This is a genomic window from Amycolatopsis sp. MEPSY49 (assembly GCF_051337345.1).
Classification (GTDB): domain Bacteria; phylum Actinomycetota; class Actinomycetes; order Mycobacteriales; family Pseudonocardiaceae; genus Amycolatopsis.
Map to the genome: position 1 here is coordinate 347767 of NZ_JBDLYJ010000009.1, position 15762 is coordinate 363528.

Below are 15762 nucleotides of genomic sequence, written 5' to 3' on the forward strand. Positions count from 1 at the left end.
GCCGGGGACGGCAAACATCCGGTTCAGGAATCTTCGCCCATCACCAGACCCTCGATCGTGTGCTTCTGGGTGATCGGCGTGAGGGTGTCGACGATCGGGCAGTGCAGGTGCGCGCGCACGGAGTCGGGCAGGGACGCCCAGTATTCGCGCGTCACGGCGGTGTCGTGGCGCTCGTCGTTGCCCGCGCCCGGCGCGTCGAGGCCGAGCACCAGGACCGGGCGCGACTTCGCCGAGTGGTTCGCGGTGCCGCGGTGCACGGTCAGCGCCGAGCGGATCGAGATGTCCCCCATCCGCGGGAACTTGCGGACGGCCAGCTCGCGGTAGCGCGGGTACGCCTCGCGCGGCGGGAACATGCCGTGGTCGAACGCGGTTCCGTCGTCCCAGTGCGTGCCGGGCGCGATCTCGAACGGGCCCATGTCCGGCTCGGTGTCGACGGCGGTCACGTTGACGGCGAGCGAGTTCAGCCGGCGGTGCCGGGCCGTTTCCTCCGGCATCGGGAAGTCGCGGTGCCACGGCTGGTCGACCGCGCCGGCGAGCGGGACGTCGAACCCGACCTCGACGATCCGGTAGTCCGGCCCCAGCACGGACTCGGCGACCGCGGTGATCCACGGGTGCGCGGCCAGGTCGGCGAAGCCGCGCAGCTGCTCGGGGTGGATCTCGACGTAGAAGCGGTTCGGGCCGCGGCCGACGGCGCCGTCCGGCCGGGCGCGGGCCTCGGCGAACGCCGTGTCGATGTCTTCGCCGAGCCGGGCCACCCACTCGCGGGGGAAGGCCTGGGGCAGGCCGATGATGCCGTCCTCGTACAGCCGGCCGGTCAGGGACTCGACGTCGGCAGCGGTCAACGGCGAAGTCAGGTTCGTGGTCATGAGGACCTCCAAAGGCGTCACGTCGGCGTGGCGACTTCAGTTTGCAACGTGGCATGCCACGTTGCAAGAGGTACGCTGCGGGCGTGAACCCGAAACTGCGGGACGTGGCCGAACACGCCGGGGTGTCGGTGCGGACCGTGTCCAACGTGGTCAACGGCTTCCGCTACGTGGCCCCGGCGACCCGCGAGCGCGTGCAGGCGAGCATCGACGCGCTGGGCTACCGGCCGAACATGGCCGCCCGGACGCTGCGGCGCGGCCGGACCGGGCTGGTGGCCCTGGTCGTCCCGGAAATCGACTCGCCGTACTTCGCCGAGCTGGCCGCGCGGACCGTCCGGATCGCCGAACGCCGCGGCCTGACCGTCCTCATCGACCAGACCGACGGGGACGCGGAGCGGGAAAAGCAGCTGCTGCACGGTCAGCGCAGCCAGCTCGTCGACGGCGTCCTGTTCAGCCCGTGGGCGGTGGCGCCCGCGGAGCTGGCCGCCCGCACCGACACCGTCCCGCTGGTGCTGCTCGGCGAGCACGACGGCGCGGCCGGCGTCGACCACGTCGCGATCGACAACGTCGCCGCCGCGCGCGAGGCCACCAGGCACCTCCTGGCCACCGGGCGGCGGCGCATCGCCGCGCTGGGCATCCAGCCGCGCTCCCTCAACGCGACGGCCCGGCAGCGGCTCGCCGGATACCACCAGGCGCTCGCCGAAGCCGGCGTGGCCGCCGACCCGGACCTGGCGGTGCCCGTCCGGCGTCTGCACCGCGCGGACGGGCACCGCGCGATGCTGGAGCTGCTCGACCGGGCCGAGCCGCCCGACGCCGTCTTCTGCTTCACCGACGAACTCGCCCTGGGCGCGCTGCGCGCGGCCGCCGACCGCGGGGTGGCCGTGCCGGAAGACCTGGCGCTGGTGGGGTTCGACGACATCGAGGACGGCCGGTTCAGCGTCCCGGCCCTGACGACGGTGTCGCCGGACAAGGACCGCATCGCCGAGCTGGCCTTGGACCGCTTGGCCGCCGAACCCGGGCCGCCGCGCTCGATCGTCGCCCCGCACCGGCTCCTGGTGCGCGGAACCAGCGTCACGCCTCCCGGTTGACCACCCGCAGGATCAGCCACTGGTCGAACCAGGCCCCGGCCGTGGTGACGACGAGCATCACGAGGCCGAGGATCAGGTGCGTGTAGCTGTGCAGCGGCGCGGCGCTGTCGGTGAGCTTGGTCAGCCCGAACTGGAGCCCCAGCCGCAGCGTGAAGAGCACGGCGACGAGGACCAGGGCCTGCTTGCTGCGCCAGACCGCGCGCAGGTACTTGCGGCGCCGCGACAGCAGCGTGAACCACAGCGTCAGGTGCACCGCGACGAGCGCGATCGGCAGGAAGACGACCCAGTGGTACCGGTCGCTGAACTGCAGGCTGAAGTCGTTGGACGCGACCAGCAGCCCGACGAGCACGAAGTACCAGCCCGGCAGCCCCTCGATCTTCCCGGGCCGGGTGTCGGCCACCGCTCGGTCCTCCCGCATCTCGAATCGGTTCATGCTCCCCAGCCTCGCCGGAACGCCCGGGCGATCGATCAACCGGCGGTACGAGATTCCGCCGCCGTCTCGTACCCAGGTACGAACTCCGGGCGCGAGCGGAGCGCCGGGGCGCCGGGTGCGGCACCATCGGGCAGATGACCTCCGCGAGCCGGATCCCGTGGACCGGCCGCCGCGGCCCGCTGGTGGCCGAGGCGGTCGTGCTCGGCGTCCTGGTGGTGCTCGACATGGTCTTCGCCGCCCGGGCCGTGCCGGGCCAGGGTGGGCTCACCACCGTCGCGATCGAGTTCGCGCCGGGCGCCGGCCCGGTCGTCGCGGTGCTGGCCGTGCTGCGCCGCCGGTTCCCCGGTCACATCGCCGGGCTGGCCACCGCCGTCTCCGGGCTTTCGCTGCTGGGCTCGGGGATCGCGGCGGCGCTGGCCGTCGCGGGCACGCGGCTCGCGCCGCAGCCGGGCGCGGCCGAGACCCTCGCGATCGCGCTGGTGGTCGGCGCCGCGTGCCACCGGCTCCCGCCGCGGGCGGCCGCCGTCCAGGCCGTGCTCGGCGGATGCGCGGCGACGCTCGCCCCGATCCTGCGCTACGGCACCGGCTCCCCCGCCGCGCTCTACGCCGCCGGCGCCGCGGTGGTCTGGGGCGGCGCGCTGGCCGGCGGCCTGGTGCTGCGCGACGCCGACGTCCGCCACCGCGTCGACGTCCTCGAACTCCGCTCCGCCGAACGGCTCCGGCTGGCCCGCGAGCTGCACGACCTGGTGGCGCACCAGATCACCGGCATCGTCGTGCGCGTCCAGGCCGCGCACCGGGTCGCCGAGCGCACCGGCGGCGACACCGCGACGTTCGCCGAGCTCGAAACCGCGGGCGCCACGGCGCTTTCCGCGATGCGCCGGCTGGTCGGCGCGCTGCGAACCGGCGACGAAGACCTGTTCGTGCCGCCCGCCGACCTCGCCACCGCCGTGGACCGCGCGGTGCCCGACGACGACCGGATCCACCTCGACGTCAGCCCGGACCTCGGTGAGCTCGCCGTCGCCCCGGAGGTCGTGACCACCGCGCACCGGCTGCTCACCGAGTCGCTCACCAACGTCCGGCGGCACGCGCCCGACGCCGCCGAGGTCCGGGTGCTCGTCCACCACGAGCCGCCCGGCGAACTGCGCGTCGAGGTGGTCAACGACGGTGCCGCCCGGCCCGCCCGCCGGGGCGGCTACGGCTTGCTCGGGATGGCGGAACGGGTCGCGGCGGTGGGCGGTACGGTGCACGCGGGACCGGCGGCGGGCCGGCGCTGGCGCGTGGTCGCGCGGCTGCCGCTGCGGCCGGGCTGACCGCCGCGGGAGGGGAGAGCGGGTTGCCGACGCGAGTGCTGATCGCCGACGACCAGGCGATGGTCCGCGCGGGGTTCCGGCTGATCCTCGAAGGCGAGCCGGACATCGAGGTCGTCGGCGAGGCCGCCGACGGCGACCAGGCCGTGCGGCTGGCCCGCGAGCTGCGCCCCGACGTCACGCTGATGGACATCCGGATGCCCGGCGTCGACGGGCTGCGCGCGACGGAGCTGCTCGCCGGCCCGGACGTCCCGGACCCGCTGCACGTGGTGATGGTGACGACGTTCGGGCTCGACGAGAACGTGCACGCGGCCCTGCGCGCCGGCGCCTGCGGGTTCCTGCTCAAGGACGCCGGGCCGAATCTGCTCGTCGAAGCCGTGCACGCGGCCGCCCACGGCGAGGCGCTCGTCTCCCCCGCGATCACGACCCGGCTGCTCGCGCACTTCACGCGCGGCACGTCCCGGCCCGCGCCCGAAACCCCGCTCACGCCCCGGGAACTGGACGTCGTGCAGGCCGTGGCGCGCGGGGCGACGAACGACGAGATCTGCCGCTCACTCGTGGTTTCGCTGCCCACGGTCAAGACCCACATCGGCGCCGTCAAACGCAAGCTGGGGGCCCGCAACCGCACCGAAATCGCCATCTGGGCGTGGGAAAGCGGCCTGGTCCACTGACTTCGGGACGCGTTCGACGACGGTGCGCGCCACGATGTCGCCGAACCGCTGCCGCCGGCGCGACACCAGCATCACCACGATGCCGGCGAGCCCCCACGCGAAGCCGTCGACCACCATCAGCAGGTCGCGGACGAAGAACGCGCCGAGCGTCGGGTGGCCGCCGTCGAGGGTCCGGATCCGCAGGCGCAGCCAGCGCATCGCCGGGGTCTGCCCGCCGTGGCGGTAGGGCCACCACACGTTGACGAACATCAGACCGAGGAAGTCCAGCACCAGCATCGTGTAGAGGACGACCTTCAGGAACGTCAGCAGGCCCGGGCCGTTCGGGTGGAACAGCCAGACCACGGCGATCGCGAGCAGCAGCATCGGCAGGAAGACGAGCAGTTCGTCGAGCAGGAACTGCACCAGGCGGCGGCCGACGACGCCGATTCCCGGACGGGTCATCAGCCCATGATCCCGATCCCCGCGTGCCGGCGCGCGCTGAGCCGTCTCATACCCCGGGCTTAGTTCGCGGCAGCGAGTTCGTCCCCCGGGTTGATCACCGGCCGCCGGCGCCGGGCCAGGCTCGGGCGCACCCCACCCGGCTACGGAAGGACTCCCGGTGCGCATTTCCCGGACAGGACTGGCGGCCGCGACGGCCGCCCTCTTCGCGGCGGCGGTGCCCGCCGCGGCCGCGGACCCGCTCACGCCGTACACGACCCAGCAGCTCCAGTGGGGCGACTGCCCGTTCAAGCCGGGCGCGGACGACGCGCCGACGCAGTGCGCGCTGGTCACCGTGCCGCGCGACTGGGCGAACCCGGCCGCGGGCACCGACCTGACGGTGCAGATCAGTCGCGCCGCCGCCACCGGTGACCGGCAGGGCGCGCTCCTGCTGAACCCCGGCGGGCCGGGCGGCCAGGGCAGCACGCTGGCCGGGCCGCTCGCCGCGCTGGAGCCATCGGTGCACCAGCTGTACGACTTCGTCGGCATGGACCCGCGCGGCACCGGGCACGCGGGCACCGACGACAAGGGCTTCCAGTGCCAGGTCCCGGTCGGCAGGTTGCCGCAGGGGCCGCTGGACGCCCGTGACCGGTCGGCGGCGAGCATCGCCGACCACCAGAAGCGTCCCCGCGCCATCGCCGAGTCGTGCCAGAGCGACGCCGTCGCGCCGTACGTCACGACGTGGCAGACCGCGCACGACATGGACCTGATCCGCGCGCTGCTCGGTGACGAGAAGCTGAACTACCTCGGCTACTCCTACGGCACCTGGCTCGGCGCGAAGTACGCGTCGCTGTTCCCGGAGCACACCGGCAAGACCGTGCTCGACTCCAGCGTGAACTTCGAAGGCCGGCTGCAGGCGGACTTCGAGGCGTTCCCGGTGATCGACCAGCGGCAGTTCGACGACGTCTACGTGCCGTGGCTCGCCCGGAACTTCGCCGCGCAGCTGGGCGCGACCCCCGCGCAGGTGAAGGCGAAGTGGGAACGCGTCCGCGCTTACTACGGCAGCCACGGCGTCGCCCCCGACACCTTCGACGGCATCTTCGTCGGCAACGGCAGCGAGATCCAGTGGCTGCTCGGCGCGCTGGTCTTCCTCCAGGGCGCGGCGGCGCTCGACGGCACCACGGCCACTCCCCCGCCGGCGTTCGCCGACGCGATGGAGGCGGCGTCCCGCAAGGAGTTCGGGGTGCCGGCCGCCGCCGTGACCCCGGCCGTCGTAGCCGCGGCGGCGCCGGACTACACCCAGGCGCCGGGCACCCGTTTCGCCGTCGCGTGCGGCGACCAGCCCACCCGGTCGGCGGCCTGGTACAAGCGGCTCAGCGACCAGCAGGGTCCGCGGTACCCGCTGTTCGGCTGGGCCTACGGCCTCGGCGAGACGTGCGGCTTCTGGTCGGACGCGCCGCGGCACGAACTCCCGGACGTCCCCGCTTCGGTGGCGTCGAACATCCTTGTGGTGCAAGGTGAATTCGACCCGCAGACCGGCTACGAGCAGGCAGCCGCGGCGGCGCGCGCGGCGCGGGTCCCGCTGGTGTCGGTCGACGACTCGCCGTTCCACGGGCAGTACGCGCTGGCGGGCAACCCGTGCGTCGACGGGCTGGTGAACGTGTTCCTCACCAAGAACTCCCGGCCCGGCAGCACGACGTGCCCGGGGGTCCCGCTGCTGGGCGAGGACGAGGTGTACCCGGTCGCCGGCCCGGTGCGGAGCAAGGCGTCCGTCCAAACGCGACTGTCGGCCGACAGCGCGGTGCGGACGCGGGTTCAGGACGAAGTCAGCGCGGTGAACCGCTGACGGCCCGGCCGCGGCGCACCCCGTGCGCCGCGGCCAGGATCCCCGCGATCACCGCGGCGAGCACGCCGGCGAAGACGAACGTCCGGCCCAGCCCGGCGGCGTCGATCAGCGGCTGGGCCACCAGCGGGGACGCGAACTGGCCGAGGAACAGCGCCGACGTCAGCAGGCCCAGTGCCTTCGTCCGCGCGTCCGGGGCGACCGAAGCCACCACCCAGCCGTTGACCGTCGGGTTCTGCAGGCCGATGCCGAAGCCGACCACCACCATGCCGAGCGCGGCCGTCCAAAGAGAGCCCGCCGTGCCGATCACGACCAGCCCCAGCGCGAACGCGGCGAACATCGCCGTCGCCAGCCGCGGGAAGCTCCAGCGGGCGCGCAGGCGGCGGAAGTTCAGCCCCACCACCGTCATCACCAGGTTGACCGCGGCGATGAGCGCGCCCGCGACCGCCGGGCCCGCGCCGCCGACCTGGGCCAGCCAGAACGGCGCCTGCGTCGGCACGGTGTAGAACACGACGATGCCGAGGAACATCACCGCGTAGAGCCCGAGCAGCCGCGGCGTCCACGGCGAAGACCCCGGCACCTCTTCGGTGCCGGTCTGAACGGGTGCCTCGGGGACGAACCGGAGCACCAGGACCAGCAGCGGCACCGCGAGCAGGTAGACCGCGAACGGCCCCCGCCAGCTGATCGCGGCGAGCAGCCCGCCCAGCAGCAGCGCGACGACGCCGCCGAACCCCATCGCCGCGCCCTGGAGGCCCAGCACGCGTCCGTGCTCGGCGGGCGGGTGGTGGTCGGCGAGCAGCGCGGTCGACGTCGTCATGACGCCCGCGATCCCGACGCCGAGCAGGGCCCGCCCGGCGAGCAGCGCCGGCAGGGAGTCGAGGAAGAGGCCGGAGCCGCCGCCGACGGTGTAGAGCACCAGGCAGGCGGCGAGCACCGGGACGCGGCCGGTCCGGCCGCTGAGCCGGGCCAGCAGCGGCGCGGACACCATGATCGCCAGCCCCGGCAGGGTCAGCACGAGCCGCACGAGCAGCTCGGCGTGCGGCTCGGCGGCGAAGTGCCGTTCCATCCCGGGCAGCGCCGGGGTGATCGTGGCGCTGGCCATGATGGTCATGGTGCTGACCCCCAGCAGCGCGGGAAGCACCGCTCTCGGGGGCCGCCGCACGTCGGCGAGCGTCGTCTCGGTCATACCGGCGACGCTAAGACCTCGAGCATGCTGGAGGTCAAGGATCTCCGTACCGCGTCTCCGTAGTTGCCCGGACGTGCGGACCGCGGATCCGGGCGATCGTGGCCGCATGACGAAACAGCTTCTGGTGACCGAACGGCGGCGGCTCACGGCGGTGCGCGCGGCTCGGCTGTTCGACGGCGTGGGGTCCGCACTCGTGGCGAACCCGCTGGTGGTGCTGGACGGCACCACGATCCTGGGTGTCGAGTCCGGCGGGACCGCGCCCGACGGGGCCGACGTCGTGGACCTGGGCGGGGCGACGCTGCTGCCCGGGCTGATCGACACCCACGTCCACCTGGCCTTCGACGCCAGCACCGAGCCGGTCGCGCGGCTGGCCGCCCGCGACGACGAGCAGGCGCTCGCCGCGATGGCCGAGGGCGGGCGGGCGTCGCTGCGGGCCGGGGTGACCACCGTGCGCGACCTCGGGGACCGCGGCTACCTGTCCCTGGCGCTGCGAGACCGCGCGGACCAGCCTTCGCTGGTCGCCGCCGGGCCGCCGATCACCAGTCCCGGCGGGCACTGCCACTTCCTCGGCGGCGTCGCGGAGGCGAGCGAGGCGGGGGTGCGGGCGGCGGTGCGCGAGCACGTCGAACGCGGGACGGACGTCATCAAGATCATGGCGAGCGGCGGGACGATGACGCCGGGCACGCGCCAGGAGGACGCCCAGTTCGACCGGGACGTCCTGCGCGCGGCGGTCGACGAGGCCCACCGCCACGGGCTGCCGGTCACGGCGCACGCGCACGGCACGTCGTCGATCGCCGACGCCCTCGCGGCCGGTGTGGACGGCATGGAACACGTGACGTTCTGGACGGCGACGGGTGTCGAGCACTCCGAGGAGCTGCTGCGCGCGGTCGTGGACCAGGGGGTGGCGGTGGGGGCGACGGTCGGCATGGTGCCGGTGGAGGGCCTGGCGCCGCCCGAGGAGATCGCGCGCCGGATGCCGGGCGTGATCGCGAACTACCGGCGGCTGCGGGAACTGGGGGCACGGGTGGTCGCGGGCACGGACGCGGGGATCGCACCGGTGAAGCCGCACGGGGTGCTGCCGTGGGCGCCGTTGATGCTGCGCCAGATCGGGCTGTCCCCGGCGGACGCGCTGCGGGCGATCACCTCGGTCGCGGCGGGCGTGTGCGGGCTGGCGCACCGCAAGGGCCGGGTGGCCCCGGGGTTCGACGCGGACCTGCTGGCGGTGGACGGCGATCCGCTGGCCGACCCGCGGGCGTTGCTGCGGGTCCGGGCGGTCTGTTCGCGAGGGAGGTGGGTGGCGTGAAGGCGTTCTGGCGGGCGCTGGTGAAGGGATTGGCGCGGGCGTCGTGGTTCCCGGCGCCGATCTGGCCGGCCGGGCCGAAGTTCCGGTGGCCGGGCGAGCCCCGCTGACCCGGCGGCAGACCGTATCCCCCGCCGGCCTGGCAAAGCACGCCGAAGCCGCTGAACCGCCGTATCGTACTGGCGCATGGAGCTCGGCCGGGGCTTCGTCGGCCGGGCCGGCGAGCTGACCCTCTTGCGCGCCGGCCTCGCGGAAGCGCGGGCCGGGCGGGGCCGGGTCGTGCTCGTCGTCGGTGAACCCGGCATCGGCAAGACCAGCCTCGCCCGGGAATTCGCCCGGCACGCCGAAGCCACCGGCGTCCCCGTCGGCTGGGGACGCGCCAGCGACGACGAAGGCAGCCCGCCCTACTGGGTCTTCCGGCAGCTGGCGCGCTCGCTGGACCGGCCGTTCCCGACCGGCGACGCGAACGGTTCCGCCGAGGCGCGCTTCCAAGCGTTCGAAGCCTTCGCCGACGGCCTGCGCGAGGCCGCCACCCCACACGGCCTGCTCGCCGTGCTCGACGACCTGCAGTGGGCCGATGCCGCGTCGCTCGCCCTGCTCGTCCACCTCGCCCGGGACCTCGACCGCGCGCCCGTACTGATCGTCGCCACCTACCGGGACACCGAGACGACCGGCCGCGAAGCCCTCACCACCGCGCTCGCCGCGCTGGCCCGCGAGCCGGTGCTGACCCGGATCCGGCTGGCCGGCCTGACCGAAGCCGAGGTCGTCGAGCAGCTCGGCCGCGGTGGGCTCCCCGTCGACGTCGCGACGCTGGTCAGCCGCCGCTCGGGCGGCAACCCCTTCTTCGTGGCCGAGCTGGCCCGGCTGGCCGGCGCCAGCGGAAACGCGCTGCCGGACGGCGTCGTGGACACCGTCCGGGCGCGGCTGGCCCGGCTGAGCGAACCGTGCCGGCTGCTCGTCGCGACCGCCGCGGTGCTCGGCCGGGACGTCGACCCGGCCGCGCTCGCCGAGGTCACCGGCCGGGCAGCCGCCGACGTCCTGACCGACCTCGACGAGGCCGCCGAAGCCGGCATCGTCACCGCGCGCAGCTTCAAGCACGACCTGATCCGGGAGTCCGCGGCGGCGGCCCTGCCGACCGCGGCGCGACTGACCGCGCACGCCCGGATGGCGGCCTGGCTCGAGCGCCGGGCCCCGGCCCGGACGTCGGAAATCGCCCACCACTGGCTGGAATCGCTGCCCGTCGGCGACGCGGCGAAAGCGGCGGAGTGGGCCGAACGCGCCGGCGACCAGGCGCTGGCCCAGCTCGCCTGGGAACGCGCGGCCGAGCTCTACCGGCGCGCGCTCGACGCGGCCCCCGCGTCCGCCGCCGACCGGGCCCGGCTGGGGCGCCGCGAAGGTGCCGCGCACCTGCGCGGCGGCGAGATCGAACGCGGTTCCCGGGCGCTGGAAACCGCGGCCGGCGCGGCGCGGGAGGCCGGTGATCCGGCGCTGCTGGGCGAAATCGCGTTGACCATGGAAGGCCTGTCCGACCCGTGGGGCAGTTTCAACGGCTCCAAGATCGCCCGCGAGGCGCTCGCCGAGCTGCCGCCGGGCGACGACCCGCTGCGCGCCCGGCTGCTCGCCCTGCACGCGGGCGAAGCCGGGTTCCTCGGCGGCGACCACGCCGAAGCCGCGTCGGCCGAGGCGCTGGCGATCGCCGACCGGCTCGGCGACCCGGACGTGCTCTGCTCGGCGCTGCGGGCCCGGCAGATGGTGCGCTCCGCCCCCGGCGGCGTGCACGAACGGCTGGCGCTCGCCCACCGCATGATCGCCCTCGGCGAGGACCGCGACGACGCCGACGTGCTGCTGTGGGGCCACCTGTGGCGGTTCGACGCGCTGCTCATGCTCGGCCGGTTCGGGGAGGCCGAGCAGGAGCTCGACGCGCTGCGGCTGCCGGCCGAACGCCTCCGCCGTCCGCTCGCGCGCTGGCACCACCTGCGCAGTTCCGCCACGCTCGCCATCGCGCGCGGCCGGTTCGACGACGCCGTCGAGGCGTTGCAGCAGAGCTTCGCGCTCGTCGCCGACCGGGCGCACCTGTCGTTGCAGGGGGTGCCGATCACCGTGCTGGCGGCCGTCGTCGGGCTCACCGGGCGGACCGGCCTGGTGACGCCGGCGATGGAGCGCATCTTCACCGAGAACGCCCCGCCGTTCGTCGCCCAGCTGCACGCGGCGTGGCTGCTGCAGGTCGGCGAGCGGGCCCGGGCGGACGAGCTCTACCGCCGCGCTGCGGTTCCCGAGCCCGTTCCGGTGCCCGCGACGCTGCCGGTCGCCGCCGCGGCCGTCGAGCTGGGCGCGGAGTTCGGGCCGCCGGAGGCCGTCGAGCGGGCCGTGGCGATCCTGCGGCCGCACGCCGGCTTGTTCGTCACGGGTGGCGCGGGCTCGATCCTCGTCACCGGCTCGGTCCACCGGTACCTCGCGCTCGCGGCCGCGTCCGCCGGGCGGCTCGACGAAGCCGTGCGCGAGTCCCGGCTCGCGATCGCGGCCAACGACGAAGCCGGCACCCCGCCGTACGCGACGCTGGCGCGCTTCGAGCTGGCCAAGACGCTGGCGCGGCGCGCTCGCCCGGGCGACGTCGACGAAGCGCTCGGCCTGGCCGCGTCGGTGTCGGCGACGGCCGAGCGGCTCGGCATGGCCCCGGTCCGGCAGGCGGCCGACGCGCTGGCGGCGGCCCTGCGCGGCGACACGCCGGGCCCGCTGACCCGCCGCGAACGCGAGGTCGCCGCGCACGTGGCCGACGGGCTGACGAACAAGCAGATCGCCGCGCTGCTGCACATTTCCGAGCGGACGGCGGAGAGCCACGTCCAGCACATCCTGACCAAGCTCGGCTGCGCCAACCGCGCCCAGATCGCCACCTGGGTCACCACCAACGCCTAGCGCGGCACCAGCGACAACACCGCCTCGACGAGCTCGGGCCCGTCGAGCAGGACCGGGTCGTTGTGGTCGGCGTCCGGGATCTCCACCAGCCGCGCCGAGGCCGCCGCGGCGACCTCGCGGCTCTGGGCCGGCGGGACGATCGAGTCGCGGCCGCCGAGGACCACCACCGTCGGGACGCGCAGGCGGGCGACCTCGTCCTTCACCGGGAACCGGTCGCGCAGCAGGAGCCGCACCGGCAGGTACGGGTAGACCTCGGCGCCGACGGCGGCCAGCTCGGTGAACGGCGACCGCAGCAGCAGCCCGGCCGGCGGGTGCTCCAGCGCCAGCTCCGCCACCACCGCGCAGCCGAGGCTCTCGCCGTAGAAGAGGATCCGGCCGGGCGGCACCCGCCGGTCCTCGGTCAGGAAACGCCACGCCGCGCGGACGTCGAGCGCCAGTCCTTCCTCGCTGGGGTCGCCGGGATTGCCGCCATAGCCGCGGTAGTCGAACACCAGCACCGCCAGCCCCGCCCGCGCGAGCTCCGCCGCCAGCGGCGCCCGGTCGGCCCGGTTGCCGCCGTTGCCGTTCGTCACCAGCACCGTCGCGATCGGTTCCCCCTGAGCGGGCCGGACGAACCACGCGCCCAGGTCGAGGCCGTCAGTGGTGCGGAGCCGGACGTCCTCGGCGCCGGGCAGCACCGTCGTGGCCGAGGGCACCGGCGTGGTGTCCGGCAGGTAGATCAGGCGCCGCTGGAAGACCCACACGAGCGCCAGCACCAGCACGACGACCAGCACCAGCCCGAGCAGCACCCGCACGACCACCGTCCTAGTCAAGCGGACCATCCGGGAAACAACCACGCCGCGCGGACGTTGTAGGAGACGATGAGCATTCTCCGATTCTGCGTCCTCGGCGACTCGCTGGCCGCCGGCGTCGGCAGTTCACGCCCCGAGGACACCCTCGGGCAGCGGCTCGCCCGGCGGCTGCGCGCCGAGGGCCACGTCGTGCGGCTCCAGGGTTACGGCGTGCCCGGCGCCCGCTCGGCCGACCTGGACCGCCAGGCCGGCGCCGCCCTGCGTGACGGCGTCGATCTGGCGCTGATCGTGATCGGGGCGAACGACCTGGCCGGGTTCGTCTCGCCGGCGGTCGGGGCCCGGCAGCTGCACGACGCCGTGGCCCGGCTCGTCCGCGGCGGCGCCCGCGTTCTCGTCGTGCCGGCCCCCGACCTGGGCGTCGTGTCTCGGGTGCCTGGGCCCTACCGGCAGCTGGTCTCCGCGGCGAGCGGCCACTACGCGAACGCCCAGGCGGACGCCGCGATCCGGGCCGGCGGCGCCGTGGCCACCGCGGGCCCGCAGCTCACCGCCCGGTTCGCCGCCGACACCACGCTCTTCTCGGCGGACCGGTTCCACCCCTCGTCGGCGGGCTACGCGGTGATCGCGGACGCGCTGGCGCCCCACCTGGTCGCGGTGGCGGCCGACCTCGCCGCGTAGCGGTTCAGTAAACCCCGTGCAGCAGCTCGACGACCTCCGCCTCCGACGGCAGCCGCGGCGCGTTCTTCGTGACGGCGTCGGCGACCGCGGCCGCCGCGATCGCCGGGATGTCCCCGCGGGTGACGCCGAGTTCGCGCAGCGGGCGCTTGATCCCGATGGCGCCGGAAATCCCGCGCACCGCCTCGATCGCCGCACCCGGCCCGGCCGGCGAGCGCAACGCCCGAGCGGTGGCTTCGTACGCCGGCTCGCTGAACGCCATCACCTCCTCCAGCACCGCCGCCAGCGCGACGCCGTGCGGGGTACCCGTGTGCGCGGTCAGCGCGTGCCCGATCCCGTGGACCAGCCCGAGCCCGGACAACGTCAGCGCGTGCCCGGCCAGGTGCGCGCCGAGCATCAGCCCGGACCGCGCCGCCAGGTCGCCGCCGTCGCGGCAGGCCACCGGGAGCCAGTGCCCGACCAGTTCGACCGCCCGCGTCGCGTACGCCGCGGAGAACGGCGTCGACCCGCGCGACGCCAGTGACTCGATGCCGTGGACCAGGGCGTCCAACCCGGTCGCGGCCGTCACCGCGGCGGGCAGGCCGAGGGTGAGTTCCGGGTCGAGGACGGCGATCCGCGGCCGCACCGACGAGTGTCCGATGTAGACCTTCCGGCGGGTGCACCGGTCTTCGGTGACGCCGAAGCCGTTGGTCTCCGCGCCGGTGCCCGCGGTGGTGGGCACCGCGATCAGCGGCAGGCCGTCGCCCGCGCCCCACAGCCGGTCCGCGTCCGCGGCGGCCGCGCCCGGGTTGCCGGCCAGCAGCGAGATGCCCTTGGCCGCGTCCAGGGCCGACCCGCCGCCGAGCGCCAGCACGGTCGCGACGCCGAACCCGCGCAGCCGCGCGGCCCCGCGGTCCAGCTCCGCCGTCGACGGGTTCGGGCCGACGTCCTCGTGCACGGCGTGCTCGATCCCGGCCGCCGTCAGGAGCTTCTCGACGCGCCCGACGATCCCGGTCGCCCGCAGGCCGCGGTCGGTGACCACGAACACCCGCGCGTGCCCCAGGGAGTCGACGAAGGCGGGCAGCTCGGCCAGGACGCCGGGACCGTATTCGGTCCGCCCGGCCGGTTCCACGGTCCAGCGCGTCAGATCCGCCACCGGTCCACCGCCTCCTCGTCGAGTTCGACGCCCAGCCCGGGCCGCGCGGGAACCTCCAGGTCGCCGGACGGCCTGATCATCAGCGGTTCCGCCAGCATGAAGTCGCGGCGCTCGGGCGTCCAGCCGGGCGGGTCCCACGGGAACTCGAAGTACGGGCCGCCGCCGACCCCGGCCGAGACGTGCAGGTTGGCGAGCACCCCGATGCCGTTGGTCCAGCTGTGCGGGGTGAACGCGCGGTGCTTGAGCCGTGCGAGCTCGGCCAGCGTCCGGGCGCGGTGCAGGCCGACGGCCAGCACGACGTCCATCTGGTAGACGTCGAGAACGTCCTCTTCGAGGTACCGCAGCAGCTCCGGCACCGAGTGGTGCATCTCGCCCGCCGCGATCCGGACTCCCGGGTTCTCCGCCCGCAGCGTCCGGAAGCCGGCGAGATCGGGGTAGGGCAACGGTTCCTCGACCCAGAAGACGTCCAGTTCCGCCAGCCGGCGCACCAGTCGCCGGGTGTCCGCCAGGTCGGTGGCGGCGCTCGTGTCGCCGGCCATCCGCCAGGACTGGTTGAGGTCCACCATGATCCGGAAGCCCGGGCCGAGCGCGTCGCGGACGGCGGCCACCGCGGCGACGCCGTCCGCCACCCGGTCGCGGGCGATGCGGATCTTCATCGCCCGGAACCCGGCTTCCCGCGCGCGCAGCGCCGTTTCGACGCGTTCCTCCGGCGGCCTCAGCTCCGCTGAGGAGGCGTACGCGGGCAGCGAGCGCGTGGCGTTCCCGAACAGCGTCGCCACCGGCAGGCCCGCGACCTGGCCGATGATGTCCCAGAGCGCGGCTTCGAGAGGCCAGAAGCGGCCACCGTGGAAGTTGGCCGTCTCGATGGCCTGGACGTGCCGGACGATGTCGAGGGGGTCCTCGCCGAGGAACAGGTGCTCGACGGCCTCGAAGCCGGCCATGGTGTCGCCGGAGCCGATGCCGGTGACGCCGTCGTCGGTGCGCACCCGCACGATCGTGGCGTCGAAGTGCCGGCGCCGGTCCGGGTCCCAGGCCGCGTGCAGCGGCGGGTCCAGCTCCAGTCGCAGCCGGTCGAGGGTGATGGCCGTGATCCGCACAGGTCGACGGTAGGAGCCACCGGAAACGCCGGGCAAGCCGCGGCGG

At 74.9% G+C, this 15762-nt stretch carries 14 protein-coding genes; 7 read left to right on the plus strand and 7 right to left on the minus strand.

Annotated elements, in window-relative coordinates; translation table 11 throughout:
• Positions 1 to 23 precede the first annotated feature (23 nt).
• Positions 24 to 866, minus strand: coding sequence for a phytanoyl-CoA dioxygenase family protein (locus tag ABFJ78_RS34775; RefSeq protein WP_436391312.1), 843 nt, complete (start codon positions 864 to 866; stop codon positions 24 to 26).
• Positions 867 to 949: 83 nt separating this feature from the next.
• Here ABFJ78_RS34775 and ABFJ78_RS34780 point away from each other — a divergent pair, with 83 nt between their 5' ends.
• The gene (locus ABFJ78_RS34780; protein WP_436391314.1) at positions 950 to 1951 is read left to right on the plus strand and encodes a LacI family DNA-binding transcriptional regulator; all 1002 of its coding nucleotides are present in this window, start codon (positions 950 to 952) and stop codon (positions 1949 to 1951) included.
• On the opposite strand, the gene ABFJ78_RS34785 is transcribed toward ABFJ78_RS34780, so the two are convergent.
• Positions 1935 to 2384 carry a hypothetical protein gene (locus ABFJ78_RS34785; RefSeq protein WP_436391316.1) on the minus strand — a complete coding sequence of 150 codons (450 nt, stop codon included), beginning with the start codon at positions 2382 to 2384 and terminating at the stop codon, positions 1935 to 1937. The two genes, ABFJ78_RS34780 and ABFJ78_RS34785, sit on opposite strands and share 17 nt — an antisense overlap.
• A 134-nt stretch (positions 2385 to 2518) precedes the next feature.
• Between ABFJ78_RS34785 and ABFJ78_RS34790 the strand changes: the two genes are divergently transcribed.
• Positions 2519 to 3694, plus strand: coding sequence for a sensor histidine kinase (locus ABFJ78_RS34790; protein WP_436391318.1), 1176 nt, complete (start codon positions 2519 to 2521; stop codon positions 3692 to 3694).
• 23 nt (positions 3695 to 3717) lie between these two features.
• Positions 3718 to 4362 (plus strand): response regulator, encoded by a 645-nt coding sequence (locus ABFJ78_RS34795; protein WP_436391319.1) that lies wholly within the window; start codon positions 3718 to 3720, stop codon positions 4360 to 4362.
• Here ABFJ78_RS34795 and ABFJ78_RS34800 read toward each other — a convergent pair.
• Entirely contained in the window at positions 4243 to 4803 is a 561-nt protein-coding gene (locus ABFJ78_RS34800; protein WP_436391321.1) for an RDD family protein, read from the minus strand. The genes ABFJ78_RS34795 and ABFJ78_RS34800 overlap by 120 nt on opposite strands.
• Positions 4804 to 4960: 157 nt before the next feature.
• Between ABFJ78_RS34800 and ABFJ78_RS34805 the strand changes: the two genes are divergently transcribed.
• Positions 4961 to 6625 (plus strand): alpha/beta fold hydrolase, encoded by a 1665-nt coding sequence (locus ABFJ78_RS34805; RefSeq protein ID WP_436391323.1) that lies wholly within the window; start codon positions 4961 to 4963, stop codon positions 6623 to 6625.
• Here the strand turns inward: ABFJ78_RS34805 and ABFJ78_RS34810 are convergent.
• Complete coding sequence (locus ABFJ78_RS34810; RefSeq protein WP_436391325.1) at positions 6606 to 7808, minus strand: MFS transporter; 1203 nt, start codon at positions 7806 to 7808, stop codon at positions 6606 to 6608. The genes ABFJ78_RS34805 and ABFJ78_RS34810 overlap by 20 nt on opposite strands.
• A 106-nt stretch (positions 7809 to 7914) precedes the next feature.
• Here ABFJ78_RS34810 and ABFJ78_RS34815 point away from each other — a divergent pair, with 106 nt between their 5' ends.
• Both ABFJ78_RS34815 and ABFJ78_RS34820 read left to right on the plus strand, forming a co-directional pair.
• Positions 7915 to 9111 carry an amidohydrolase family protein gene (locus ABFJ78_RS34815; protein ID WP_436391327.1) on the plus strand — a complete coding sequence of 399 codons (1197 nt, stop codon included), beginning with the start codon at positions 7915 to 7917 and terminating at the stop codon, positions 9109 to 9111.
• A 183-nt stretch (positions 9112 to 9294) separates the two neighbouring features.
• Positions 9295 to 12021: an ATP-binding protein gene (locus ABFJ78_RS34820; RefSeq protein ID WP_436391329.1), complete on the plus strand. Its 2727-nt coding sequence runs from the start codon at positions 9295 to 9297 to the stop codon at positions 12019 to 12021.
• Here ABFJ78_RS34820 and ABFJ78_RS34825 read toward each other — a convergent pair.
• On the minus strand, positions 12018 to 12833 hold the full coding sequence (locus tag ABFJ78_RS34825) for an alpha/beta hydrolase (RefSeq protein WP_436391331.1): 816 nt from the start codon (positions 12831 to 12833) through the stop codon (positions 12018 to 12020). The two genes, ABFJ78_RS34820 and ABFJ78_RS34825, sit on opposite strands and share 4 nt — an antisense overlap.
• Before the next feature lie 48 nt (positions 12834 to 12881).
• Between ABFJ78_RS34825 and ABFJ78_RS34830 the strand changes: the two genes are divergently transcribed.
• Complete coding sequence (locus ABFJ78_RS34830) at positions 12882 to 13487, plus strand: SGNH/GDSL hydrolase family protein (RefSeq protein WP_436391333.1); 606 nt, start codon at positions 12882 to 12884, stop codon at positions 13485 to 13487.
• A gap of 4 nt (positions 13488 to 13491) precedes the next feature.
• Here ABFJ78_RS34830 and ABFJ78_RS34835 read toward each other — a convergent pair whose 3' ends face one another.
• Complete coding sequence (locus tag ABFJ78_RS34835) at positions 13492 to 14619, minus strand: iron-containing alcohol dehydrogenase family protein (RefSeq protein ID WP_436391335.1); 1128 nt, start codon at positions 14617 to 14619, stop codon at positions 13492 to 13494.
• Positions 14607 to 15716 (minus strand): mandelate racemase/muconate lactonizing enzyme family protein, encoded by a 1110-nt coding sequence (locus tag ABFJ78_RS34840; protein ID WP_436391337.1) that lies wholly within the window; start codon positions 15714 to 15716, stop codon positions 14607 to 14609. Before ABFJ78_RS34840 ends, ABFJ78_RS34835 begins: the two co-directional genes overlap by 13 nt.
• Positions 15717 to 15762 lie beyond the last annotated feature (46 nt).